Here is a 24,077-nt window from a genome sequence, read left to right on the forward strand (position 1 = left end):
AGGACTACAAGAGGGGAGTTTAAAAATGAGAATTGAGAAGATAGAGGTGAGAGAATAGAATTGAGAAATTAGATTTTGGTTGTTCGTTGTTCGTTGTTCGTTGTTCGTTGTTCGTTGTTCGTTGTTCGTTGTTAAACACAAAATCAGTATAGCTTTACTAAATCCACTCTTAAAATTTATTATGAAGTCTATTTTCTAACTTCTATTTTCTATTTTCTAACAACCGATATACACTATGTACTTATTACTAAATACTAAAAACACTAAGCCATCTTAGGCTTGTTCGCTTTCGTTAAGAAGTTTAAATCTCTTTTGATTCTAGAGTTTTTGAATTTGTATAATCTAGCTACTTCTAAAGTAGTATTAGCTTTTACTTCGTTTGTTGTTTCAGTAACGATGCTCATCTCAATAGTTTCAACCTTTACTTCTTCAGTAGTGTTCTGTGCTTGAGCTGTGAAGCTTAAAAAGATGATGAAGATTGTTGCTATTATTATTTTCATGACTTGCGTATGTTACAATAATAGAACGCCGCAGACCTTGTTTTACTAGGTGATGAATCGCTGAAAAACCCCTAATTCTCGTTACTTGACACAACTTCAGATTAAGTGTAAAATCGCATCGATAAACGACACACGTCTCAAAAACACCTTACCGATAATTGATGTCGTTAACCGATAAACTGAATTATAAAAAAAGAAAAGAGAGGATAGAATAGAGAAAATAGAAGTTGGTTGTTGGTTGTTGGTTGTTGGTTGTTGGTTGAGTATAAATTTAACCTTGCTAAATTTATACTCAACAATGGCACCATTAAAGGTCTATTCTCTATATTCTCTTTTCTAATTTCAATATTTCGAACTTCAGACTTAATACTTCGTACTTTGTACTTTGTACTTTGTACTTTGTACTTTATAATAACTTAAATAGCACATTCGGATCAGGGCAATTCTCTTTATAAAAGGATAGCTGCCCTTCAGCACATACACCTGGGTAATCGCCTTCGTTACCTTTTAAGTCCTTTATAATTTGAAAATGAAGGTGCGGTGCGTAGTTTACGTTAATATCGGGTGTACCAAGGGTGGCGAGCACATCTCCTGCTTTAAAGATCTTACCTTTATAAAAGCCTGATAAAGAATCTACAGCTAGGTGACCATATAAGGTATAGAAGGTAATTTCATTTAAAACATGTTCTAAAATAATAGTTGGTCCGTAATCACCAATAGTGGTATTGTTTTTAAAACTATGAACCTTTCCGTCTAACGGCACAATGACTTTAGTACCGGCATCACACCAAAAGTCAATTCCTAAATGAATATTTCGAACAGGTTTACTGCTAGAGGTAAAACCTTCCTTATCATTATATAAGTTTCTTTGTTCTAAATATCCGCCGTAGGCGATAACACCTTGTTTACTTTTAAGCACATCATCGATGTAAGCTTGACAAACAGCATGATCAGTAATATCTAAATCCATCAAAGCTTCATTGTATTTAGAAAGATCTAATGGCACATATAAGTCAGATGAAATAGTGGTATCTAAAATAGAGATAGTTTTTGCAGCGTAAGATTCTAGAGCTTGAAGTAATGTATTCATTTCTCAAAAATATAATATCCTTTATTCTCCTTAACATTTTTTAACCCTTTTCCTCGTAAGGTCTTTGTAAATTACCTACAAATTGCTAAAAGAAAATTGTTATGAAATTATTACAAATCACTTTATTGGCCTGCGCGACCTTGATTGCGACCAGTTGCCAATCTAAAGTCAAGAAAAATACCATTTCTGAAAACACAGAAATTACAGAAACGGAACACGAAGAGATTGAGGAAGAAGTAAAATTGAGTCCGCAACAATTAAGTAAATACGAAACCGCTTATTTTGCCAGCGGATGCTTTTGGTGTGTAGAAGCTATTTTTGAAAGTGTAAAAGGTGTTAAAGAAGTGGTTTCTGGCTATGCAGGCGGGGAACAAAAGAACCCAACATACGAAGAAGTAGGTTATGGTAAAACTGACCACGCCGAGGCTGTTGAAGTATATTACGACCCAAATGAAATTTCATTCACCCAATTGGTTCAAGTATTCTTTGGTTCTCATGACCCAACTCAATTAAATAGACAAGGTCCGGATCGTGGTAGACAATATCGATCCATCGCTTTTTATAAGAACGATGAGCAAAAGAATATCATTGAGAGTTATATTCAGGCACTTACAGATAAAAAAGTGTATGATAATGATCCAATTACCACAGAAGTTGTACCTTATACTATATTTTACAAGGCAGAGTCATATCATCAAAATTATGAAAAGAACAATCCTAACAACTCGTATATTAGAAACGTTTCTATACCGAGATTAAATAGATTTAAAGAGAACTTTGGAGATTATCTGAAGAAGAGTGCCCATTAAAAGATCTCCCAAAAATTTTCATATAAAAGCATTCCGTTCGGGATGCTTTTTTTTGTGCCACAGACTGTACAATAATTACAAAGCACATCAGTTAACCTAAGAATAAGTAGGTTCTTTATATTTTATTATATCTTGTCGCCACTTAAATAAGTACTATTAATCTTACATAACTTAAGAAAATGGTATTTTTGAACCATAGATTCCAAAGCAGTATTATGAAATGGACTATTTACCTTTTACTTCTTTTAGGCGTATTTTCATGTGCAGAAGTTAAGAACAAGAAAAATTCTCAAGCTACCCAAGTTTCTTATATTAAAGATGCCCCTACTCTAGATGGCAGAGCTATAGAAAACTATTGGAATTTATTAGATTGGAAACCTATTGATCAAAATTGGATCGGTGGTCCTTTTGATCATGATGATTATAATGGTAGATATAAAATTGCTTGGAACGAAGACGGACTCTATCTTCTACTAGAAATAGTTGACAATACTATTCTAGATAAAACTGAAGACCCCTTAAAACTTTGGTGGAACGATGATTGTGTAATCGTTTATGTAGATGAAGATAATTCTGGAGGGCAACACCGATTCAACCACAATGCTTTTACCTATCACGTAGCCTTAGACGGTAATGTGGTAGACTTAGGTGTTGATGAAAAACCGACATTATACAACGATCATATTACATCTAAACATCAAACAGAAGGTAATACTACTTATTGGGAAATGTTTGTAAAAGTGTACCCTGGTGTATATAATGATGACCCGAATATAAAGCCAGTTGTGCTTACCGAGAATAAGAAAATTGGTTTTGCCCTAGCTTATGCAGATAATGATAGTAGCGAAGAGCGCGAGAACTTAATAGGTTCTGTATTTGTAGCAGGTGAGAATAAAAACAAGGGATGGATAGATGCCAATGTGTTTGGAACCTTACAATTGGTAAAATAACTATTGCAGCACTACTTCACTATAATCTGATGTAATTATAATAGATCGATTACTATTATTTTTTAAGTGATGCCCTTTATGAATAGTGGTAGTTCCGTTTTTAGTTTCTACAATCTGTAAACCTGTTGGTAATTTCAATGTCGATGAATTACCTTTTACATAAATATTGGTAGCCACCTTTGGCATTGTTACCGTTAACTCCCCATTTTTTACGCTAATATCTAATTCTTCAAAGTCATTACCCATTTCAAGAATGTGCACTGCACCAAAATCATTCTTTACAAAGGCGTTTTTGAATAACTTATTAATAGTAACCTCAGACGAGGTTGCCTGTAATTGTAATTCAACCACCTCTGACAATGATATTTCTTCTGAATACGAAGTGCTAAGCTGACCGTAATTCCATTTTTTAACTGTTACCGGAGTGTATGAGGCAGAAACAGTAGTTTCTTCCCCATCTATGGTAACTGCCCAAAGGCTTGAATGCGAAAGTTTCGCATTCAAGTTTTTGGTATTCTCAGCTAATTTAACCTCACCATGGCGTACATCCATTTTTATTCTGGTTGACTTTGGTAAGCTAATTTTTATGGTCTTTTTGATTTTAAAATTCTTTTGCTCCCCTTCATTTGAAAAGTAAAATACATTGGGTACATCTGCTGCATTACCTCTAGAAGAGCTTATAAAAGTTCGAAGTTCTTCTCTTTCGTTCTCTGCGTTAGCACGCTTCTCTTCTAACTCTTCGCGACGTTGCTCAATTTGTTCATTGCGCTGTTCACTTAATCTTTCTCTTTCTTCTACTAATTTTTCACGTCTGAGTTCATACTTTTCACGCTTTTCATTGAATAAAGATTCTTTCACACTTTCAGCCCATTCTTGTAATCGTTTTTGATGTTTTTTATCAAAACTCTTCTCAAAATTCTTTTGCCATTTTTTCATGTACTTATCTCCATCCTTTTGATATTCTTCATAATCAAATGTATAGGCTTCAGTTAATGGTAATGGCGGCATTTCTGGAAAAGGAGCTATCTGAGGTACACTTACTACGAACGATGCAATCTCTGGAACCTCTATTCGCATGCCACCATGATTATAGATATTTTCAGAATCAAAACTTGAGAAGAAATCATTATTCTTAGATTTTGAAGATATTTTAATCTCTTTACTATTACCTAATATCTCAATAGGGCTATTCTTAAAATAGTTCTCAGCTTCCTCTTTTGTGGCTCCCTCAAGGGTAATGGTGGCTGTAATAGCCACCTCATCTTTATCCCAAGTTTCAAATTCAATATCGGCATAGCTGGTATTGATATTTACCACGGCATCTTCTGCCACAATAAATCGCTCTTGAAATGTTTTACTTTCTTCTTGCGCTAAAAACGACGTAGAAGTTAATAGACCCAACGCAATGATGAGTTGCTTAGATACTGTTGTCAATGATCTGTTCATTTTTTGATAATTTTAATTCGTTTAACTTTCTTTTTAATTTCTGTAATAACTGTAATCGCAATTGTAAATTCTCTATCAGTGCCGTAATGGTTTGATCATTAGGTCCTAATTCTTTTAACTCTATGTTTAACGTCTTGTATTCAATATTTAAATTATTGAGCTGTTCCATAAAACTGTCGATCAACTCTTTAGTATCTGGCGACACCTCTAATTTTGCCAGTTCCATATTAATATTGGCTACATAATAGCTTTCAACCTTCTTTAAATCTGGGGAAAGATCTCCGAATGTGAATTCAGCTTTTTGTTCCTCTGTACTAGCATTATCAACCACAGTTGTCGTGTTATCTGCATTTTTATTGAAATACAAAAAACCTAAACCGATACTTACGATTACCGCAACAGATGCCGCTATTTTCAACCAACCTTTATCAGTTTTCTTTTGTGCAGGTGTCGATTTTTCTAACTTCTTTAAAAAGCGCTCTTCATGACCATGCTTAATACTATGCTTATGCCCTTCCCGATCCTTTTTGAACATTTCCCTAAGATCCTGTTCCATATTTTTTTCCTTTTAATAGTTCTTTTAAATGACCTTTACCGCGCGATAATCTTGTTCTGCAGGCAGATTCTGTAATTTCTAATACCTCTGCTATTTCTTGATGGTCATATCCTTCGACCAAAAACATTAGCACTACGTATTTGTATTTATCTTGTAATTCATCAATTGCACATTTAACTTGTTCAATACTAATTGCTACTGGTACGTTCCAATTATCATCTTCTGCAACAACTTGCATATAACCTTCATCTAGCGAAACCTCTTTATCTTTTTTTGATTTGAGAAAATCGATACTCTTATTCACCACTATGCGTTTTAACCATGCACCAAAAGTTACATCGCCACTATACTGATGTATTTTTTGAAAAGCCTTAATAAACGACTCCTGTAAAACATCTTCTGCATCATCTCCATTTTTTACAAAACGCATTGCTACAATGTACATGCCGTCACAATACTTCCTGTACAGCTTCATTTGTGCCGCACGGTCATTTGCCATACATTTCTCTACAATATTGCTTTGAAACATGAATTAATTGGATTGGTTTTGGTTTGTTTCTATAATAAGGACGATATAAAAAATAGAATGTTGCAAAAATTTTTATTTTTACACCACATTATTAAATATTCCCTTTGAAACAAGTTACAATTTCCAATGCCTATATAACACTCATGGTGCTTGATTATGGCGCTACCATTCAAAAATTACTTGTAAAAGGTGCTGATGGCGAGTACACCAATGTAGTAGTTGGGTACAACCACCCGAGTAGATATCGTTTAGATGATAATGTTTTAGGAGCCAGTGTAGGTAGATATGCAGGAAGAATTTCTAATGGCGGATTTATAATCGATAGAACTCGATACGATGTGTTTCAAGAAGATGGGGTTCACCTACATGGCGGTAAAGAAGGTTTTCATCAAAAATATTGGATCATAGATGAAGTAAATCAAAGCGATAAACCTTTCGTAAAATTGAGCTATGTCAGCAAACATTTAGAGGAAGGCTACCCAGGAAATTTATCTGTTAGCGTTACCTATAAATTAATGGATAACGCATTGCAAATTATTTATGAGGGAATTACGGATAGAAGTACGGTTATAAACCTTACCAATCATTCTTATTTTAAACTAGATAACGATCCGTACATAGATGATTATGAATTACAATTAAATTGCCCTTATAAATTAGAAACCAAAGAAAACTTATTACCTACAGGCGATATTATACCTGTTCGTAAAACGGAATACGATTTTCTTTTACCTCGAAAAATAGGTGTGCAAAGGTTAGACTCTATTTTTGTTAAGGATATTGGTAATGAGAAAGTTGCAGAAATTCAATCAAAGACCTCTGGTATAAACATGAAAGTATATACCAACCAACCAGCTTTGGTAGTTTATACTCCGCCAGATTTTCCTGGAATTTGTTTTGAGGCACAGAACTACCCAGATGCACCTAATCAACCAGATTTTCCTAAAAGCCTCTTAAGACCTGGCGATATTTACAATAACATATCTATCTTTAAATTTGATATTGTTACTCCTAGCTAACCATAGTTTGGGTATATCTTTTTCTTAAATGAAACTATTAAAAAAAATCATCATAGGTATTGTAGTATTGGTAGCTCTGGGCTATTTCGTAGTCATACCTTACATACATAGCGAAGCCAAAAAATTCAGTCCCGCTAAAACAACACTCTTAGATTTAGAAGGTAGTGAACTAGAGGTAGATTATTCTAGTCCGTCAAAAAAAGGGCGGGTTGTTTTCGGAGAATTAGTGCCGTATGGCAAAATTTGGCGTACAGGAGCAAATGAGCCAACAACCTTTACAACAACCCAACCTATTCATATTATCGATAAGACATTACCTGCCGGCAAGTATTCTTTATGGACTATACCTAATAAAGATAGTTGGAAGGTTATTTTTAATTCAAAAATACCCGATTGGGGTGTTACCAGTGTTGATGGCAACCAAACTACCCATGAAGATAAATTTGATTATCTCACAGTAGAAGTGCCGGTGAAAAAATTAGTGGAGCCCGTAGAAGATTTATCTATAAATTTTGAACATATAGATGAGAATCAAACATCTCAAGATTTTTTAAGTCTAGAGTGGGACGCTACTAAAATTATGGTTCCTATTTACAAATAGTACCTTTATACCACTTACATTTATATAAGTTGTTACAATGAATTTAGCCAATCTTACCACATCAGAATTTCTTGAAGGTATCTATGCCAATAATGTTGCCATAGTAAGTAAGGCTATCACCATAGTAGAAAGTACCAAGCCAGAGCACCGCATAATCGCAAATGAAATTATTGCCGGTTGTATTTCAAAAAAGCATGATTCTATAAGAATTGGCATAACTGGAGTACCAGGTGCCGGTAAAAGTACTTTTATAGAACAATTTGGTGGCATACTAACCAATTTAGGTAAAAAGGTCGCCGTGCTTACCGTAGATCCTTCTAGCAGCAGAACAAAAGGTAGTATACTAGGTGACAAAACTCGTATGGAAGAGTTGGTTAAAAACCCTAATGCATACATAAGACCTTCAGCTTCTGGCTCTTCATTAGGTGGCGTTACCCGTAAAACAAGAGAGAGCATTCTTATTTTAGAAGCGGCAGGTTTTAATTGCATTTTAATTGAAACTATTGGTGTTGGACAAAGCGAAACCGCTGTTCACGATATGGTAGATTTCTTTCTATTATTGAAACTGGCTGGTGCAGGTGATGAGTTACAAGGTATAAAAAGAGGCATTATTGAAATGGCAGATGCTATTGTTATTACAAAAGCGGACGGAGATAATATAAAACGAACGGATTTTGCTAGGATGGAATTTACTCGAGCATTACATATGTTTCCGCCCAAAGAAAATGGTTGGACTCCGGAAGTGCTGACCTGTTCTGCAATTGAAAATAGAGGTCTAGACGAAATTTGGCAGTTAATAGATACCTATTGCGAAGACATGAAGGCATCCGGATATTTTAATGCTAACAGACAACAGCAAAATGAAAATTGGTTAATTCAATATCTAGAACAAGAACTATTAACTGAATTCTACCAGCATCCGAAGACCAAAGAAATGTTACCACAATTAAAAAAAGAAGTAATTAGCGGTAATATCTCTCCTTTTTTAGCTGCAGAAAAGCTCTTGAAGGCTTTAAAACAGCACTAAACCCTTTAGAATGTAACTCTCATTCATGTACATTATCTTAAGGATAAAAAACATAACTTTGCACCTATTCAAAAAACAACCCAATGCAACCTGTTACCACTTCCCTACTTTCGGTAGTTGTTCCTTTATATAACGAACAAGACAATGCGGCTCTTCTAACACAGAAAATCCACGAAAGCTTGGTTGGCTACGATTATCAAATTATTTATATAGATGATTTCTCGACCGACAACACCAAAAAAGTAGTAAAAGGTCTTAAAGATGATAAGGTTCATTTAATTGAATTGAAGAAAAATTACGGACAGAGTTTAGCCCTGGCTGCAGGTCTTGATTATGCCGAAGGAGAATATATTATTACAATGGATGGGGATTTGCAAAACGATCCGTCTGATATTCCTCAAATGCTGACTTATGCCGTTAGTGGTGAATATGATGTAGTAACCGGTATTCGTCAAAAAAGGAAAGATTCTCTTGTTAAAAAAATACCTTCTAAAATTGCTAATTTTCTGGTACGCCGTGTTACCAAATTAGATATTAAAGATAACGGTTGTGCCTTAAAAGTTTTTACTAGGGATATAGCCAAAGACTTAAATTTATATGGTGAAATGCACAGGTTTATTACCCTACTGGCATTTCTTGAAGGCGGACAAATAAAGCAAGTACCAGTAAAACATCATGCACGTCATGCAGGGGTTTCTAAATACGGACTAGAGCGCGTTTTTAAAGTAGTTGCAGATATGATGCTATTACTTTTTATTCGTAAATACTTTCAACGCCCAATTCACCTATTCGGTATCTCTGGTTTTTTAATGATTTCAGCCGGTGTTCTTATTAATCTTTATTTGCTAATCGTTAAGTTAGGTTTTGGTGAAGATATTGGCACAAGACCTTTATTGACATTTGGTATGATGTTGATATTTGCAGGTATTCAACTATTCACAATAGGTATTGTAATGGAATTATTAATACGTACTTATTATGAATCTCAGAACAAAAGACCATACCGCATTAAAAAAGTAAGTGTAGGTGGCGAAGTTAAATAAGAAAGTAACCACCGGGTTAAAAGTACTGATCAGTGCCGTTTTAATTTATTTCATTTTTACTAAAATAAACGTAAGTGAGATAAAAGACATACTGGTTAAGAGTAATCCGCTTTACTTAATCTTAGCAGCCATATTCTTTATACTTTCTAAGTTCATTGGGGCAATACGCCTAAATCTATATTTTCATAGGCTTAACATCATGCTTACAAATGCAAGCAATTTTAAGCTTTACCTGTTGGGTATGTTCTACAACTTATTTTTACCTGGTGGTATTGGTGGCGATGCATACAAAGGCTATATTCTTAAGAAAACCTTTGATGTCAAAACCAAAAGAATGGTGAGTGTGCTAGTCCTAGATCGTCTTGGCGGACTATTATTACTATTCATATATGCCTGCGCATTATTGGCTTTTCATAATGCTGAAATATTAAATGGCTATCGTTGGATTTTCCTTTCAGCTATACCAATATCAGTTATCGTATTTTGGTTATTGAACAAGAAGTTTTTTAATTATGTACTACCCATATTCTGGAAAACAACAGCGTTATCTGCGCTGGTACAATTGGCACAATTAATTTGTATTTGGTTTATTTTGCTTGCCCTTAATATTGAAATGAATCAAATTTCATATCTCATCATTTTCTTGATTTCATCTATTGTAGCAGTAGTACCATTAACATTAGGAGGCATAGGAAGCCGTGAAGTAACCTTCTTCTATGGCGCAAAACTTTTGGGGCTAGACCAAAATATATCTGTTGGCGTAAGTGTGCTGTTCTTCTTAATAACAGCTTTGGTTTCGTTTATTGGTGTATGGTATCACTTTAAGAAGATTAAATTAGAATTGGCACATACTTCAAACCATTCAGCCAACGAATAGGGTTTAATAAATATGTAATAAGTGCATTTTACGAGTTACTTTCTTACGTGTATTCGGATTTAAAAATTTGCCTTGCAAACGCGTTATTCTGAATTGATCAACAGAGAGCTGAGAATCCCAATCAAAGCCTTTATCCTCTAGCATAGCCATCTCATCATCATTGACATATACCCAAACATCTTTTTTGTCTTTTAAACCTTCTGCGGTCGTAATTTGAACAGGAAACTGATTGTAAAAATCTAAAGACCACGTATAGTCTTTACCTACTTTATAAACTCGATTTACAGGAATATTTTTCTCTGAAATTACTTTAGACATTGAAGACCCACCTTGGTAGTCTAATAAATTAGGATAAAAATGTAAGTTCAAAACAGCATTCAAAAGTAATGATGCACAGACCGAAATCGTTATCAACTTCATATAAACACCTTCCCTTTTTAAGGCATAATAGATGATCAATATTGCAGCTCCAATTAAAAATACATATGCCACTGCACTTCTTAATTTAAAGACATAAAAGCATATTAATGCTGAAGCTATAAATACGATGCTAAGCACAAAGTACTGCCCTATCATTAAATACTTCAGCGTTTTTTCTTTGTTTTCCGTGTATAAATTATAGATATAAGCAGCAGTTATAACTGCAAAAAGTGGAATAGTAATATTTAAATAATGTGGCAATTTAAATTGCGCAAAACTGATAATAATAAAAATTAAAGTGATTCCGCCAACAGTTAAAAATTCAGAATCTTGAACGTTCTTAAATTTATGTTTTATAAATGCCTGTATTTTAGTGTAAAATGCCGTAATCCCTAATATCGTCCAAGGGAGAAAAACCCATAAGAATGTATGAAAGAAAAAGAAGTAATCGCTACTATTCTTACCAATACCTTCACCGCTTAAACGTTCAAAGCTTTGTTCCCAAAAAATAAAAAATATACCGCTACGATGATCTTTACCACGTATCACCTTTTCTGGATGCAGATCAAACTGCAAATAATAAGCATATAACATGGGTGTTATCGTCACTGCAAATACAAACAACGCCAATAGTACTTTCCAGCTTAAAAACGCTTTCCATTTACCTGTATAAAACAAATGACAAAGTATGGGCAATCCTATTACTAACAGAGCGATTTGCCCTTTGGTAGAGAAAGCGATACCTGCTGCAAAAGCGCCAATTGCAATAGCCGACACACTACCCTTCTCAATATATTTTGCCAGTTGCCAAATCGCTAAAATACTGAAGCCGGTTAACACAGCATCTGTACGAACGTCTATAGCACCCAAAACAATAGTCTGTGCAGTCATAAAAACTAATGCCGCAAGTTTACCAACATGTTTATTATAAAGTAGACTACCTAAGCCGTAACAACTATAGGCTGCTAATAAAGTGGATAATATGCCTGGAATACGGTAAGACCAATCATGAATACCGAATATTTTATACGATAAGGCAGCTAGCCAGTAATGCATGTGGGGCTTATCTAAATACTCTTCAGGACCTTTAAAAAGGCTAAAAAAATCATTCTCTTGCACCATTCTCATGGCCATCACAGAAAACTGTGCAGAATCATTTTCGAACAACGTTACAAACATACCTGCAACGTATACCAAGAAAATTAAAAGAATTAAAAACCAGTACCTTAGATTAGATATCATAGGGAGAATTTGCGAAGTGCAAATATAAATAACTTTACAAACAACCAACCGAATAGCGAGCCTATTACAGCACCAGTAATAATATCAAGTGGAAAATGTACTCCGATATATACTCGGCTAAATGCTACCAAGGCTGCCCACAGTACTAAAAACACCCCTAAATATTTAATACTAGATTTTAAAATAATACCAAAAAATACTGCTATTGCAAATGAATTTGACGCATGGGCAGAAAAATAACCAAATTTGCCGCCACAGTAACTTTTCACTAAACGCATATAAGGTTCAACTTCGGGATCATGACAAGGTCGTAATCGAGCTACACCGTACTTAAAAAAATTACCTAGTTGATCTGTAACCGTTATTAAAAGAGCAATAGATACCAAGAGTACCATTGTTTTCTTTCCCCCATATTTCTGAAACGAAAGGATCAGCAAGAATACATAGAGAGGTAAGGCACTCAGTTTATTGGTGATGAACTGAAAAAAAGTATCCCATTGGGGCGTACCCAACCCATTGAGGTATAAAAAAAAGTCTTTATCTAACTGTAAAAGCGCATCAAGCATAATCGTTAATCTTCGTATCTAGACACTTCTCGATCATAAAATGCAGTTGCATCTTTAATCAAGTTTTCAGCTTCTTCTTCCAATTCCTTTTCATCTTCCTTTGAGAATTCTTCAAGCCATTCTACCTCATCATCTTCTAGGTTAATTATAAACCTTGGAAACTCGGTGTGTACTACAAATATTGCTGTAGGGTAATCTGTATTATCACCTAATAAAAATTTCGGAAATTCCATAAAAATTGTAATCTATAAGTTGAAATGTAATTGTTGACAACAATCATAAATAGACTGTTACGCGGCAATTAATTTTTTAGTTAAATAATTAAATCGAAGATACAACATAATAGCAGATGCCGTTAGTCCGGTCAGTAAACCAATCCAAATTCCGGTACTCTTTAAATCTGTATGAAGACATAAATAATAACTGACAGGAAAACCAATTAACCAATACGAAATAAACGTTATTACGGTAGGTATTTTCACATCTTGCAACCCACGTAAAGCACCCAAAACAACTACCTGAATACCGTCTGATATTTGAAAAAAAGCTGCAATCAATAATAGTTCTGCGGCAATGACTAATACCTCTGTGTTATCAGCAAAATTAGTCATGTCATCAATATCTAAATATAACGACGGAAACCAATGCCTACCTATTAAGAAAAGCGCGGCAAATACAATTTCGAGTAAGAAAGTCAATAGAAATATAGACTGTGCAATTCGTCGTAATTCTTTAAAGTTTGACAATCCCTTTTGATTGCCGACCCTAATCATGGCAGTAATACCAAGCCCCATACCGAACATAAAGGCCATACTACTTAAGTTAAGTGCTATTTGGTTGGCTGCTTGGGCATTTTTACCGAGAACACCACTTAACCAAACTGCCGATGTAAAAATACCAACCTCAAAAAACATCTGTAAAGAAGAAGGAAAACCTAATTCTATAATCTTTTTCATCACCTTTTTTTCAATTTTTGCAAAATTGAATCCGGTTACATAGTACTTAAACTTTTCTTTCGTTTTTAAAATAAACCAAAGGTAAAGTACCATGAAAACCCTAGAGATCAAAGTTCCAATAGCAGCACCAACTATACCCATTTCTGGAAATCCGAAATTTCCAAAAATCAAAAGATAGTTTAAAACAATATTAATGACGTTAGCAACGATAGTTGCATACATGGGGTATTTGGTCTGAGACAAGCCTTCGGAAAATTGTTTAAATGCTTGAAAAATTATTAAAGGCACCAATGAGAAAGCCACCAAATCTAAATATGGCAATGCCAAATCAACTACCTCAATAGGCTGCTTCATAGCATACATGATGGGTTTTGCCAATAAAATGAGGGCAAATAATGACAACCCTAAAACAGTACATAATAGCAGTCCATGCTTTAAAGCACTTTTAGCATTTTCTTTAAGTCCCGCTCCATCGGCCTCGGCAACCAAAGGCGTAATTGCCGTAGAAAAACCAATACCTAAAGACATGGCCACGAAAACAAAACTGTTACCTAAAGATACCGCAGCCAGTTCTGCCGTACCCAATTGACCGACCATAATATTATCTGCCAATTGCACAAAGGTGTGGCCCAACATTCCTAAAATGACAGGAACGGAAAGCTTAATATTATAACGAAATTCTTTGGTGTAATTCTGTAACAAAACCTAAACTAATTTTTTGGTAAAGGTACCGTTAATTGAACAATTTACATTCGCAAAATTTAGGTTAAATAATCAATAATATGATGTAATAAAGGTGAACTTAACTGAAGTCGTTTGAGCTAAGTTCATCTATTAAACAAAAGGTTACAGAAAAAAAATGCAGAATAAGAAATAAGCACAATGACAAAATTAAAATACTGTAAACCAACACTATACTAAACAAATACACACATAAATACAACCTATCTATACTTGTAAATTGTTCATCTATACACTTTACAGATACTATTATACTATAACCGGCCGTTATTAGTACAAACACACCTAGGACCATTAATTACCATTATTATGAACCAAGAACCATTGGTTTGGGTTATCGACGATGACGATATCTCCAAATATGTAATGAAGCGATATCTTAATCAATTGTCAATTTCTAGAATTGTAGATTTTCCAGATTCAGTACAACCATTAAAACTGATTCAAGATAAGTATGCTTCTTTAGACGAACTACCAGATATTATTTTCCTCGATTTACACATGCCCATTTTAAATGGATTTGATTTTGTTAAAGATTTTCAAACCGTGGCAAAAAAAATTGATAAGAAAATAAAAATCATCATGTTAACCTCGTCTATAAATGGCGAAGATGTTGATCACGCCAAAACATATCCAGAAATAACAGATTATTTTATAAAACCGATTAAGCATAGAGATTTGGCGAGAATTATGAATGTAGAACTAAAGCAATAATTTTTAATCTTTAGTTTTTGCCTCATTCCAATACACATCCATTTCTTCTAAAGACATATCATTCATTTCTTTACCAATTTCTTTTGCCTTGACTTCAAGGTATTGAAAACGTTTTATAAATTTTTTATTGGTTCGCTCTAGAGCATTTTCAGGATTGACACCTAGAAATCTAGCATAATTAATCATTGAGAAAAGTACATCGCCGAATTCCGCCTCAATTTTCTCGATATCACCAGCCGCTACTTCTACTTGTAGTTCGCCAAGCTCTTCTTGAACTTTCTCAAAAACTTGTTGCGGTTCTTCCCAATCAAAACCAACACCAGAAACTTTATCTTGAATTCGACTAGCTTTGACTAGTGCAGGTAAACTTTTTGGTACACCCTCGAGAACACTTTTCTTACCTTCTTTTAGCTTTATCTGTTCCCAATTTCTTTTTACATCTTCGGCATCAATTACTTTAACATCACCATAAATATGCGGGTGCCTATTCACTAGCTTATCACAAATAGCATTTGCTACATCTGCAATATCAAAATCATTGGTTTCTGATCCTATTTTTGAATAGAAAATAATATGGAGAAGCACATCACCCAATTCCATCTTAACTTCATCAAGGTCATTATCTAAAATAGCATCGCCTAACTCATAAGTTTCCTCAATGGTAAGGTGTCTTAACGATTGCATGGTTTGCTTTTTATCCCACGGGCATTGCTCTCGCAACTCATCCATTATGGTCAATAGCCTGTCTAATGCCTCCAATTGTTCTTTCCTACTATTCATGCCTAAAATTTTTACAAAAATACACAACCACTAATTGCCGCACTAAAAATGCTGTTTAGTTTTCGTACATTTAAAATCACAATATTATTTGAGACTATCAGCATTACTCAAGCAGATTTTAGATAGCTTAAAAAATCAAACGACAACATTATACACCACACCAATGAATACAAGACGAAAATTTATAAAAAATGCTGGTCTATTAAGTGCAGCCACAGTACTACTACCACAAATAACAATGGCAACTACTAGAAATTCAAGCTATGGCGTTCAGTTATATTCTTTTAGAGATGACATGCTTGCCGACCCGATGAAAACTTTAGAAAAAATTGCAAGTCTAGGTTTTAAAGAAATTGAAAGTGCCGGATCATCTAAAGGGTATTATTACGGAATGACGCCCGCTCAAATGGGTGAAACCTGTAAAGCACTAGGTATGTCACTCACCAGTGGTCATGTACATTTAGATGATAAATTTGAACAAACCATGGCAGATGCCGTTGCTTCTGGTCAAGAATATTTAATATGTTCTTCATTACCATCTGACGGACAAACGGTAGATAATTACAAAAAAGTAGCAGAGCAGTTTAATAGAGCTGGCGAAGCTTGTAGAAAGCATGGTTTAAAATTCGGTTACCACAACCACGAGTACGAATTTGAGTCTGAAAACGGAGAAGTACTTTATGATGTGCTTATGGATAATACCCAAAAAGATTTAGTACATATGGAACTAGATTTGGGCTGGGTAGTCATTGCCGGAAAAGACCCGTTGAACTATTTCAAAAAATATCCGCAAAGGTTTCCGCTTTGGCATTTAAAAGATATGGATATGCATGAAAAAGTAAGTACAGAATTCGGTAAGGGTATACTTGATGTTCCGTTAATGCTTGAAATGAAAGAACTGTCTGGTCTTCAACATATTTATATAGAACAAGAAGAATACGCAAGTACCCCTTTTGATAGCATGATGCATAACATGAACTACTTAAAGAACTTATAGTCGCATATATGAAAATTTATAACCGATTAATTTTTACTTCTCTATTGTTGACAGCAATAGTTTCTTGTAAATCTCAACAGAAGGCATTGGTTACCGGTGGCTCTGAACTAGTGCAAGTTGCTAATAATTTCAGCTTTACCGAAGGCCCGGCATCAGACAAAAATGGTAACGTATATTTCACCGATCAACCGAATGATAAGATTCTAAAATGGAACCAAGCCGACAACTCTATAGGTACTTTTATGGAATCGTCAGGTAGGGCAAATGGTTTGTATTTCGACAATAATGAAAATTTATTGGCAGCTGCCGATAATGAAAATGAATTATGGCGAATTCATAAAACAGGTGAAATTGACACGCTAATCACACATTTTGAAGATAAAAAATTAAACGGACCTAATGATATTTGGGTTGATACAAAAGATGGCATCTATTTTACAGATCCTTATTACCAAAGAGAATACTGGACAAGGACCGAAGCTGATATAAAAGAAAAAAATGTCTACTATATTTCACCAGATTTAAAGAATATCTCAATAGTTGCAAAAGGTTTAGCACAACCTAATGGAATAATTGGCACACCAGATGGCAAAACACTTTACGTCGCAGATATAGGTGACAAAAAAACATACTCCTACTCCATTCAAGAAGATGGCACTTTAAGTGACCGTAAACTTTTTACAGACATGGGTTCAGATGGTATGACGATTGACAACCTAGGTAATATCTACTTAACAGGCGAAGGTGTTACCATTTTCAATTCAAAAGGTAAACAGTTAAAGAATATACCAATCAATGAAAACTGGACAGCCAATGTTACGTTTGGTGGTAAAAATCAAGATATATTATTTATTACCGCAATGGGCTCGGTGTATACCTTGCAAATGAATGTACATGGTGTTAGGTATTAGATTTATTGCTTTGTAAATTTTCTATTTAAAACTCCTGGCAAATCTTCATTTACGCCTTCGGTTAAAACAGATGAATTTAAAACCATGGTACTAAAATTAGTTGCGTTTAAATCAAGCACACTACTTTGAAAAGTCCACTTACCGGTGAAGTTATCAGTTCTACCACAGCGAATAGCATAAAAATCACCGGTTACACTGGTAATATTTAGTGCTACCAAATCAAGATCCCATGTACCGTCTACATTAATGATCAACGTACCATTCAAACAATCGAGCTCATCTAACATATTATTAGAAGCAGTACCATCTTCATCAACATCTTGGGCGACATTCACATTTATTTCGGTCAAGCTATACGTACCTATAACCAAGGCACTATCGTCCGTTATAGTAGTATCATCATCAGATGAGCAACTTACAAAAAGTAGCACTAGACAAGTAAAAAGAGAATAGGTATATTTTTTCATGAGCATAATAAAATCGGTTAATCGTATATTGAAGGTAGGCAAAACAATTTATAATACGTCGATAGCATCACGCATCCGATTTTTATAAATTTCTCGAAATCTCGACTCTAATAAAGTTTCCAAATATAATTCTGATAGACATTATATTGAAATTCACACAATTACATAGTTATAATTATCAATTACTCAACAAAGGGTTTTATTTCTTATTAATTCCTTGATTTTAATTATCTTAAACGACTTAAAATCCAACCAAACTATGATTACGTATATTTTTGAATTTATCGGTACTGCAATGCTAATTCTTATAGGAAATGGAATTGTTGCCAACGTTGTATTAAAAGGAACAAAAGGAGCCGATGCCGGGTGGACGGGCATTTCTCTTGCATGGGGTATCGCCGTCTTTATTGGTGTATACATTTCAGCCGATGCCAGTGGAGCTCACCTTAACCCTGCAGTAACCATAGCGCTTGCCGTTGCCGGAAAATTTTCTTGGGCAGCAGTACCAGGTTATATCGTAGCACAAATTTTAGGTGCCATGATGGGTAACTTTTTAGTTTGGCTTAATTATAAAAAACAATACGAAGCCACCGAAGATACCGATGCAATTTTAGCCACCTTCTCCACTTCACCAGCTATTAAGAGTCCGTTTTGGAATTTAATGACTGAAATTATTGGAGCTTTTGCCCTTGTATTTGGCGTATTTTATATAGCCGGCGGCACTATGGGTGACAGTTCAATTTCACTAGGGTCATTAGACGCGTTACCAGTTGCATTATTGGTTATGGGTATTGGCTTTGGACTAGGCGGACCAACGGGTTACGCCATTAACCCAGCTCGTGATTTCGGTCCGCGTTTACTGCATTCTATTCTTCCTATTAAAAATAAAGGAAATAGTAATTGGGGTTATGCTTGGGTACCAATTGTTGGACCTATAATCGGCGGAGTTTTAGCTGCCTTAGTATTTATGCTTATTGAAACCCTTCAATAAAATCAACAACTATGAAGCGTCTTATTCTACTTACTTGTATTTTTACCTCTATGAACATACTTGCCCAGAAAATGGTAGACTTACCGTTTGAATCTGATTCAAATGTAAATTGGTCGACAGCTGAAAAAGAATATTACTCAGATATTTGGGAAACAAAGGTAATCACCAACGTAGCTGTACCTAGGTTAGAAGTTTTTGAAGCAGACCAACCAAATGGCACCAGTGTCATTGTTGCACCTGGCGGCGGACTTTACGGTTTAAGCATTGAAAGTGAAGGTCGAGATGTCGCAAAATGGTTGAATAAAAAAGGAATTACCGCATTCGTTTTAAAATATAGGTTGGTACCTACTGGTGTTGACGGCATACAAGAAATATCTGATGAAAGCGTCAATAACCCAGCGAAGATCGGAGAAAGGGTTACCCCTGTTTTACCATTGTCTATTGCAGATGGTCTTGCTGCTATTACGTATGTTAGAACCAACGCAGCTGATATGAAACTTGATCCCAATAAAATTGGATTTATGGGCTTTTCTGCGGGTGGCGCAGTAGCAATGGGTGTAACATTTAGCTATACAGCAGCAAACAAGCCTAATTTTATAATACCTGTTTACCCTTGGATGACCGTTATAGGTGAATATACCGTACCAGAAGATGCACCACCAATGTTAGTTATATGTGCTTCGGATGACCCATTAGGATTAGCAAAACCTAGTGCAGATTTATATTCGGCATGGTTGACAAAGGGAAAGATCACCGGGATGCATATGTACTCTAAAGGCGGACACGGTTTTGGCATGAAAACTCAAAATCTAGCATCAGATGATTGGATATCTCAGTTTTACCGATGGGCATTAACAGAAGGTTTTACTGTAGCTGCGAATAAATAACATAGTATCAACTACCACAGATGAAAAACTTAAACTCAATTGCAATTCTTACATTTTGCACCTTTTTATTATCAACTGCAAGTTTCGCACAAACAGAAAATGTATTTACAAATGAAGTAAAAGATATCACTGTTAAATACGACAGCATTTGGGACTCCAGCAAAGAAACCATTGTCTTCACTGGTAGTTCTAGTGTACGATTATGGAGAAAGTTAGAACAAGAATTTCCGAACCATCAAATTGTAAATAGTGGTTTTGGCGGCTCGCAAGCATCAGATTTATTGCTATTCATGGATGAATTGATCTTATCCTATAACCCTAAAAAAGTATTTATTTACGAAGGTGATAATGACTTATGGGCAGATAAAAGTCCTGCTGATGTTCTTGATACGACTGCAGAGATCATCCGTCGAATAAAATCTAAAAATCCTGCCACTGAGGTTATATTAATTGCGGCAAAACCAAGCATCAGCAGATGGAAGATTCGAGGAAAATATAAGCGGTTGAATAAAAAAATGGAACGTTTTACTAAAAACGACCCACAATTGTTTTACGTAGATGTTTGGAAACCTATGTTGAACAAACGAAAGCTAAAAACCGATATATTTATTGAAGACGGCCTACATATGAACCAAAAAGGTTACGATATTTGGTATGAAGCCATGAAAGATTTAGTAAACCAACCCTAATTACACTACACAATGAAGACCTTTTGTATTCGAAGTCTATTTTTTGCAAGCTTAACACTCTTATTAATCGCTTGTGGCGAAGAGAAGAAAGAACGCATTGCTATGCCAACGACAGATTTATCTAAAGCTAGCTTAATACCTAAGCCTTTAAAAACCATACCAACAAACTCCGCTTTTGCTTTAGATCAATTTACCGCAATTTATACCTCTAAAGATGCTACATGTTTTGAAGAAGTAGGTACTTTTTTAGCAGATAAACTAAAAGATAAAATTAACCTGACCATACCTGTAAATACTGAAGGTGCGAATACTGTAGAACGAGTTATTTACATTAACCAAAGCGATAGCACAGATCTGGCAGCGCCAGAGGCATATCAATTATATATTAATCAAGATTCTATTATCATAAACGCTAACACAGCAGAAGGTGCTTTTAGAGGTATTCAAACCTTGAGACAATTAGTACCATTAGAAAGTAACGATACTTTAGCGTTGCAGAAAATATGGCCTGTACCATCGGGTAAGATAACCGACAACCCAAATTTTGCATATAGAGGTTCTATGTTAGATGTGGCACGACACTTTTTTAGTGTTGATGATGTTAAAAAATATATTGACCTGCTATCATACTATAAAATAAATATGCTTCACCTACACCTTAGTGATGATCAAGGTTGGAGAATTGAAATTAAATCGTGGCCTAAACTTACAGAGGTTGGCGGTAGTACTGAAGTTGGTGGTGAATCTGGCGGATTCTACACTCAAGAAGATTACAAAGAGATTGTAAGTTACGCAGCAGAAAGGTACATGACTATTATACCTGAAATTGATATGCCTGGTCATACTAATGCAGTATCTGTATCTTACCCTTTCTTGAATGGGAACGGAAAAACGCCTAAACTATATGAAGGCATGCGCGTTGGCTTTAGCACCTTTGACACTCATAAGGACACTGTTTATTCTTTTATAGACGATGTGGTTAGAGAGATTTCTGCTATAACTCCCGGTCCATATTTTCACGTTGGTGGCGACGAGAGTCACGTTACTAAAAAGAAAGATTATATATACTTCATTAATAAGGTTGAAAAAATAGTACAGAAGCATGGTAAGCGAATGATCGGTTGGGATGAAGTTGCCATTGCCGATGTAGATTCCACTTCTATTTCCCAATGGTGGGCAAGCGAAGAGAATGCTAAAAAAGCGGTAGATAAAGGAATGCAAATAATCGTTTCTCCAGCTAAGAAGGCATATTTAGATATGGAATATGACACCCTATCTAAATTCGGATTACACTGGGCAGCTTACATACCTGTAGATACCGCATACATTTGGTCACCCGAAGAATATGGCATACCAATGGAAAATATCTTAGGCGTAGAAGCACCACTTTGGTCAGAAACCATAAGTAATATAGACGAGCTTGAATACTTAGCTTTTCCAAGAATTATCGGCTATTCTGAATTAAGCTGGAGTATTAAAGAAAATAGAGATTGGGAAAACTACAAAGTACGATTAGCAGACCAAGCTCCATTTCTTGACAGAATGGATGTGAAGTACTACCCTTCTAAATTAATAGATTGGAAGAAGAGCGACTACACTTACGAGGTCATAAAAAAAGACTAACGAATTACACTTCATAATAAAAAGCCTTGATTTAAAAATTCAAGGCTTTTTAATTACAACTCAACTTTTTTCGATTTTAACGTAGCTAGAACAGTATTTAAATGCTGAAAATTTATAGGTTTTTCTAAATACTCTATAATATTATGATAACCATCTGCCTTTAATTTATCATCATTTCTAAATGACGATGTAGTTATAACAACAGGTATATCTGAACATAGGTTCAATTCGTTTACCTTATCAAGAAAATCCCATCCATCTAAAACAGGCATATTGATGTCCAGTAAAATTATGTCAGGACAGGCATTAGTTTTTAAATGATCAAGTCCTAGTTGACCGTTTAAGGCTATAGTAATGTTTTTATATCCAAATTTCTCGAGATTTGTTTTAGCTATAAAATTCGTTACCTCATCGTCTTCAATTATTAATATTCGTATCATTTTGTGGGGTTTTAATTATGGTTTTGATTATTTATTTTAAAAAATTACGATAAACTCTGTTCCTTTATTTACTTGACTTTTTACATCAATTGCGCCATCGTTTTCACTAATAATAATTTTCATGATGTACAGTGCAACACCCAAACCATCAACATGAGTATGTAGACGTTTAAACAAGGCAAATATTTTATCAGAAAACTCCTGGTCAAAGCCTAGTCCATTATCCTTAAACGATAATTGAACTTTACCATTGACTTCTTTTGTTTCAATTTTTATACTAAGTTTTCTTTTAGGGTGCCTATACTTAAGAGAATTCGACATAAGAGTTTGAAGAACTGTCTCTAATTGCATCTTGTTATAATTGATCGAAGGGCATGCTGAATAATCTTCTTTTATGATTGTTCTACCTTCTATTATTTCTTTAGAATAACTAGCTTTTAATTTACTTACAACCTCAGAAAACTCTAATTCTATTTTAGGTGCTCCAAAATTAGACTTTGTAGCAATCACCATATTTAAGGCTGTAATTTTATCGCACATTACTTTGGTAACCACATTCATTTTTTCAACGATTGGCATAACTTCATTAGGACTAATATTAGTCTCTAAAGCCATTCGCAATAGACTCTTTAAATTGGTCAGCGGGGCTCTTAAATCATGTGCTGCTACATATGAAAAATCTTCTAACTCTTGATTCTTCTTTTTTAAATTTTCATTGACCTCTATTAATGAAGTTTTAGTGCTTTTTAATTTCTGAACGGTATCAATTACATTCGTTACATCTAGAGTTGTAATACCTAAGTAATCTCCAATTTTAAATGCCCTAGACATAAATGTTACTTCAGTAAATTCACCTTTAAATAACAACTCATCATAACCAAACGGCACGCCTGTATCTAAAACATTCTTATAAGCATCGTACCGCTCTGTCCCTTCTAAATAAGGGAATATGTCTAGCATGCTTTTACCTATAAAATTCTCTTTCTCAATACCAATAGTATCAACACTAGCTTGATTTACATCAACAAAATTCATATTTCTGTCTAAAATCACAAAAGGCGAATATGCATTTTCGAAAAAAGCACTTTTCAATTCACAATTAATTTCAAAATCACTTTCAATCATATTTATCAAATTTTGTTATGGCTATTTAGCTACACCACAAATTTGCAGCATTTAATATCTTATTTGAATTGATATATGATG

The 24,077-nt window shown here is 34.7% G+C and carries 27 protein-coding genes; 14 read left to right on the top strand and 13 right to left on the bottom strand.

Going from position 1 to position 24,077, the window contains the following annotated elements; translation table 11 throughout:
* Positions 1 to 263: 263 nt before the first annotated feature.
* Positions 264 to 500, bottom strand: a complete 237-nt coding sequence (locus QSV08_RS10450) for a hypothetical protein (protein ID WP_324028318.1) — start codon at positions 498 to 500, stop codon at positions 264 to 266.
* Positions 501 to 906: 406 nt separating this feature from the next.
* Positions 907 to 1,590: a peptidoglycan DD-metalloendopeptidase family protein gene (locus QSV08_RS10455; protein ID WP_324028319.1), complete on the bottom strand. Its 684-nt coding sequence runs from the start codon at positions 1,588 to 1,590 to the stop codon at positions 907 to 909.
* A 101-nt stretch (positions 1,591 to 1,691) separates the two neighbouring features.
* Here QSV08_RS10455 and msrA point away from each other — a divergent pair, with 101 nt between their 5' ends.
* Positions 1,692 to 2,399 (top strand): peptide-methionine (S)-S-oxide reductase MsrA, encoded by a 708-nt coding sequence (msrA, locus tag QSV08_RS10460; protein WP_324028320.1) that lies wholly within the window; start codon positions 1,692 to 1,694, stop codon positions 2,397 to 2,399.
* A gap of 215 nt (positions 2,400 to 2,614) precedes the next feature.
* Positions 2,615 to 3,349 carry a sugar-binding protein gene (locus QSV08_RS10465; protein WP_324028321.1) on the top strand — a complete coding sequence of 245 codons (735 nt, stop codon included), beginning with the start codon at positions 2,615 to 2,617 and terminating at the stop codon, positions 3,347 to 3,349.
* Here QSV08_RS10465 and QSV08_RS10470 read toward each other — a convergent pair whose 3' ends face one another.
* From QSV08_RS10470 to QSV08_RS10480, 3 genes are read right to left on the bottom strand one after another with little or no spacing between them, the layout of a single operon-like run.
* Complete coding sequence (locus QSV08_RS10470; protein WP_324028322.1) at positions 3,350 to 4,795, bottom strand: hypothetical protein; 1,446 nt, start codon at positions 4,793 to 4,795, stop codon at positions 3,350 to 3,352. It lies immediately after the preceding gene.
* A complete protein-coding gene (locus tag QSV08_RS10475) occupies positions 4,767 to 5,351 on the bottom strand; it encodes a hypothetical protein (RefSeq protein WP_324028323.1) in 585 nt (194 codons plus the stop codon). Before QSV08_RS10475 ends, QSV08_RS10470 begins: the two co-directional genes overlap by 29 nt.
* Positions 5,335 to 5,880 (bottom strand): RNA polymerase sigma factor, encoded by a 546-nt coding sequence (locus QSV08_RS10480; protein WP_324028324.1) that lies wholly within the window; start codon positions 5,878 to 5,880, stop codon positions 5,335 to 5,337. The genes QSV08_RS10475 and QSV08_RS10480 overlap by 17 nt, the downstream gene beginning before the upstream one ends.
* A 104-nt stretch (positions 5,881 to 5,984) precedes the next feature.
* Between QSV08_RS10480 and QSV08_RS10485 the strand changes: the two genes are divergently transcribed.
* The 5 genes from QSV08_RS10485 to QSV08_RS10505 all read left to right on the top strand — a co-directional run bounded on the left by QSV08_RS10485 (position 5,985) and on the right by QSV08_RS10505 (position 10,447).
* A complete protein-coding gene (locus QSV08_RS10485; RefSeq protein ID WP_324028325.1) occupies positions 5,985 to 6,899 on the top strand; it encodes an aldose epimerase family protein in 915 nt (304 codons plus the stop codon).
* 28 nt (positions 6,900 to 6,927) lie between these two features.
* Complete coding sequence (locus tag QSV08_RS10490; protein WP_324028326.1) at positions 6,928 to 7,500, top strand: DUF2911 domain-containing protein; 573 nt, start codon at positions 6,928 to 6,930, stop codon at positions 7,498 to 7,500.
* 37 nt (positions 7,501 to 7,537) lie between these two features.
* A complete protein-coding gene (meaB, locus tag QSV08_RS10495) occupies positions 7,538 to 8,527 on the top strand; it encodes a methylmalonyl Co-A mutase-associated GTPase MeaB (protein ID WP_324028327.1) in 990 nt (329 codons plus the stop codon).
* A gap of 83 nt (positions 8,528 to 8,610) precedes the next feature.
* Positions 8,611 to 9,570, top strand: a complete 960-nt coding sequence (locus QSV08_RS10500; protein ID WP_324028328.1) for a glycosyltransferase family 2 protein — start codon at positions 8,611 to 8,613, stop codon at positions 9,568 to 9,570.
* On the top strand, positions 9,554 to 10,447 hold the full coding sequence (locus tag QSV08_RS10505) for a lysylphosphatidylglycerol synthase transmembrane domain-containing protein (RefSeq protein WP_324028329.1): 894 nt from the start codon (positions 9,554 to 9,556) through the stop codon (positions 10,445 to 10,447). The genes QSV08_RS10500 and QSV08_RS10505 overlap by 17 nt, the downstream gene beginning before the upstream one ends.
* Positions 10,448 to 10,450: 3 nt before the next feature.
* On the opposite strand, the gene QSV08_RS10510 is transcribed toward QSV08_RS10505, so the two are convergent.
* Genes QSV08_RS10510 through QSV08_RS10525 form a run of 4 tightly spaced genes read right to left on the bottom strand, consistent with a single transcriptional unit; the run spans position 10,451 to position 14,333 of the window.
* A complete protein-coding gene (locus QSV08_RS10510; protein WP_324028330.1) occupies positions 10,451 to 12,109 on the bottom strand; it encodes an ArnT family glycosyltransferase in 1,659 nt (552 codons plus the stop codon).
* Positions 12,106 to 12,675 (bottom strand): phosphatase PAP2 family protein, encoded by a 570-nt coding sequence (locus QSV08_RS10515; protein ID WP_324028331.1) that lies wholly within the window; start codon positions 12,673 to 12,675, stop codon positions 12,106 to 12,108. Before QSV08_RS10515 ends, QSV08_RS10510 begins: the two co-directional genes overlap by 4 nt.
* A 5-nt stretch (positions 12,676 to 12,680) precedes the next feature.
* Positions 12,681 to 12,908 carry a hypothetical protein gene (locus QSV08_RS10520; protein ID WP_073243390.1) on the bottom strand — a complete coding sequence of 76 codons (228 nt, stop codon included), beginning with the start codon at positions 12,906 to 12,908 and terminating at the stop codon, positions 12,681 to 12,683.
* A 57-nt stretch (positions 12,909 to 12,965) separates the two neighbouring features.
* On the bottom strand, positions 12,966 to 14,333 hold the full coding sequence (locus QSV08_RS10525) for an MATE family efflux transporter (protein WP_324028332.1): 1,368 nt from the start codon (positions 14,331 to 14,333) through the stop codon (positions 12,966 to 12,968).
* Positions 14,334 to 14,681: 348 nt separating this feature from the next.
* Here QSV08_RS10525 and QSV08_RS10530 point away from each other — a divergent pair, with 348 nt between their 5' ends.
* The gene (locus QSV08_RS10530; protein ID WP_324028333.1) at positions 14,682 to 15,086 is read left to right on the top strand and encodes a response regulator; all 405 of its coding nucleotides are present in this window, start codon (positions 14,682 to 14,684) and stop codon (positions 15,084 to 15,086) included.
* 3 nt (positions 15,087 to 15,089) lie between these two features.
* Here QSV08_RS10530 and mazG read toward each other — a convergent pair whose 3' ends face one another.
* Positions 15,090 to 15,866, bottom strand: a complete 777-nt coding sequence (mazG, locus tag QSV08_RS10535) for a nucleoside triphosphate pyrophosphohydrolase (protein WP_324023154.1) — start codon at positions 15,864 to 15,866, stop codon at positions 15,090 to 15,092.
* A 163-nt stretch (positions 15,867 to 16,029) separates the two neighbouring features.
* On the opposite strand from mazG, the gene QSV08_RS10540 reads away from it, so the two are divergent.
* On the top strand, positions 16,030 to 16,863 hold the full coding sequence (locus QSV08_RS10540; RefSeq protein WP_324023155.1) for a sugar phosphate isomerase/epimerase family protein: 834 nt from the start codon (positions 16,030 to 16,032) through the stop codon (positions 16,861 to 16,863).
* A gap of 8 nt (positions 16,864 to 16,871) precedes the next feature.
* The gene (locus QSV08_RS10545; RefSeq protein WP_324023156.1) at positions 16,872 to 17,774 is read left to right on the top strand and encodes an SMP-30/gluconolactonase/LRE family protein; all 903 of its coding nucleotides are present in this window, start codon (positions 16,872 to 16,874) and stop codon (positions 17,772 to 17,774) included.
* Between the two features lie 2 nt (positions 17,775 to 17,776).
* Here QSV08_RS10545 and QSV08_RS10550 read toward each other — a convergent pair whose 3' ends face one another.
* The gene (locus QSV08_RS10550) at positions 17,777 to 18,247 is read right to left on the bottom strand and encodes a hypothetical protein (protein ID WP_324023158.1); all 471 of its coding nucleotides are present in this window, start codon (positions 18,245 to 18,247) and stop codon (positions 17,777 to 17,779) included.
* A gap of 223 nt (positions 18,248 to 18,470) precedes the next feature.
* Between QSV08_RS10550 and QSV08_RS10555 the strand changes: the two genes are divergently transcribed.
* From QSV08_RS10555 to QSV08_RS10570, 4 genes are read left to right on the top strand one after another with little or no spacing between them, the layout of a single operon-like run.
* Positions 18,471 to 19,232 (top strand): MIP/aquaporin family protein, encoded by a 762-nt coding sequence (locus QSV08_RS10555; protein WP_324028366.1) that lies wholly within the window; start codon positions 18,471 to 18,473, stop codon positions 19,230 to 19,232.
* An 11-nt stretch (positions 19,233 to 19,243) separates the two neighbouring features.
* Complete coding sequence (locus tag QSV08_RS10560; protein WP_324023160.1) at positions 19,244 to 20,119, top strand: alpha/beta hydrolase; 876 nt, start codon at positions 19,244 to 19,246, stop codon at positions 20,117 to 20,119.
* Between the two features lie 20 nt (positions 20,120 to 20,139).
* Positions 20,140 to 20,808: an SGNH/GDSL hydrolase family protein gene (locus tag QSV08_RS10565; RefSeq protein ID WP_324023161.1), complete on the top strand. Its 669-nt coding sequence runs from the start codon at positions 20,140 to 20,142 to the stop codon at positions 20,806 to 20,808.
* A 12-nt stretch (positions 20,809 to 20,820) separates the two neighbouring features.
* Positions 20,821 to 22,431 (top strand): family 20 glycosylhydrolase, encoded by a 1,611-nt coding sequence (locus tag QSV08_RS10570; protein ID WP_324023163.1) that lies wholly within the window; start codon positions 20,821 to 20,823, stop codon positions 22,429 to 22,431.
* Positions 22,432 to 22,484: 53 nt separating this feature from the next.
* Here the strand turns inward: QSV08_RS10570 and QSV08_RS10575 are convergent, their stop codons facing one another.
* Positions 22,485 to 22,871 (bottom strand): response regulator, encoded by a 387-nt coding sequence (locus QSV08_RS10575; protein WP_324023165.1) that lies wholly within the window; start codon positions 22,869 to 22,871, stop codon positions 22,485 to 22,487.
* A 36-nt stretch (positions 22,872 to 22,907) separates the two neighbouring features.
* Complete coding sequence (locus QSV08_RS10580; RefSeq protein ID WP_324023167.1) at positions 22,908 to 23,996, bottom strand: sensor histidine kinase; 1,089 nt, start codon at positions 23,994 to 23,996, stop codon at positions 22,908 to 22,910.
* Positions 23,997 to 24,077: the final 81 nt, after the last annotated feature.

This window comes from Maribacter sp. BPC-D8 (genome assembly GCF_035207705.1).
In the GTDB taxonomy this organism is placed as follows: domain Bacteria; phylum Bacteroidota; class Bacteroidia; order Flavobacteriales; family Flavobacteriaceae; genus Maribacter.

Bases quoted from the DNA above. Each gene is read 5' to 3' on its own strand.
- QSV08_RS10450 (WP_324028318.1), bottom strand. From the start codon at position 500: ATGAAAATAATAATAGCAACAATCTTCATCATCTTTTTAAGCTTCACA.
- QSV08_RS10455 (WP_324028319.1), bottom strand. From the start codon at position 1,590: ATGAATACATTACTTCAAGCTCTAGAATCTTACGCTGCAAAAACTATC.
- msrA (WP_324028320.1), top strand. From the start codon at position 1,692: ATGAAATTATTACAAATCACTTTATTGGCCTGCGCGACCTTGATTGCG.
- QSV08_RS10465 (WP_324028321.1), top strand. From the start codon at position 2,615: ATGAAATGGACTATTTACCTTTTACTTCTTTTAGGCGTATTTTCATGT.
- QSV08_RS10470 (WP_324028322.1), bottom strand. From the start codon at position 4,795: ATGAACAGATCATTGACAACAGTATCTAAGCAACTCATCATTGCGTTG.
- QSV08_RS10475 (WP_324028323.1), bottom strand. From the start codon at position 5,351: ATGGAACAGGATCTTAGGGAAATGTTCAAAAAGGATCGGGAAGGGCAT.
- QSV08_RS10480 (WP_324028324.1), bottom strand. From the start codon at position 5,880: ATGTTTCAAAGCAATATTGTAGAGAAATGTATGGCAAATGACCGTGCG.
- QSV08_RS10490 (WP_324028326.1), top strand. From the start codon at position 6,928: ATGAAACTATTAAAAAAAATCATCATAGGTATTGTAGTATTGGTAGCT.
- meaB (WP_324028327.1), top strand. From the start codon at position 7,538: ATGAATTTAGCCAATCTTACCACATCAGAATTTCTTGAAGGTATCTAT.
- QSV08_RS10500 (WP_324028328.1), top strand. From the start codon at position 8,611: ATGCAACCTGTTACCACTTCCCTACTTTCGGTAGTTGTTCCTTTATAT.
- QSV08_RS10510 (WP_324028330.1), bottom strand. From the start codon at position 12,109: ATGATATCTAATCTAAGGTACTGGTTTTTAATTCTTTTAATTTTCTTG.
- QSV08_RS10515 (WP_324028331.1), bottom strand. From the start codon at position 12,675: ATGCTTGATGCGCTTTTACAGTTAGATAAAGACTTTTTTTTATACCTC.
- QSV08_RS10520 (WP_073243390.1), bottom strand. From the start codon at position 12,908: ATGGAATTTCCGAAATTTTTATTAGGTGATAATACAGATTACCCTACA.
- QSV08_RS10530 (WP_324028333.1), top strand. From the start codon at position 14,682: ATGAACCAAGAACCATTGGTTTGGGTTATCGACGATGACGATATCTCC.
- mazG (WP_324023154.1), bottom strand. From the start codon at position 15,866: ATGAATAGTAGGAAAGAACAATTGGAGGCATTAGACAGGCTATTGACC.
- QSV08_RS10540 (WP_324023155.1), top strand. From the start codon at position 16,030: ATGAATACAAGACGAAAATTTATAAAAAATGCTGGTCTATTAAGTGCA.
- QSV08_RS10545 (WP_324023156.1), top strand. From the start codon at position 16,872: ATGAAAATTTATAACCGATTAATTTTTACTTCTCTATTGTTGACAGCA.
- QSV08_RS10550 (WP_324023158.1), bottom strand. From the start codon at position 18,247: ATGCTCATGAAAAAATATACCTATTCTCTTTTTACTTGTCTAGTGCTA.
- QSV08_RS10560 (WP_324023160.1), top strand. From the start codon at position 19,244: ATGAAGCGTCTTATTCTACTTACTTGTATTTTTACCTCTATGAACATA.
- QSV08_RS10565 (WP_324023161.1), top strand. From the start codon at position 20,140: ATGAAAAACTTAAACTCAATTGCAATTCTTACATTTTGCACCTTTTTA.
- QSV08_RS10570 (WP_324023163.1), top strand. From the start codon at position 20,821: ATGAAGACCTTTTGTATTCGAAGTCTATTTTTTGCAAGCTTAACACTC.
- QSV08_RS10575 (WP_324023165.1), bottom strand. From the start codon at position 22,871: ATGATACGAATATTAATAATTGAAGACGATGAGGTAACGAATTTTATA.
- QSV08_RS10580 (WP_324023167.1), bottom strand. From the start codon at position 23,996: ATGATTGAAAGTGATTTTGAAATTAATTGTGAATTGAAAAGTGCTTTT.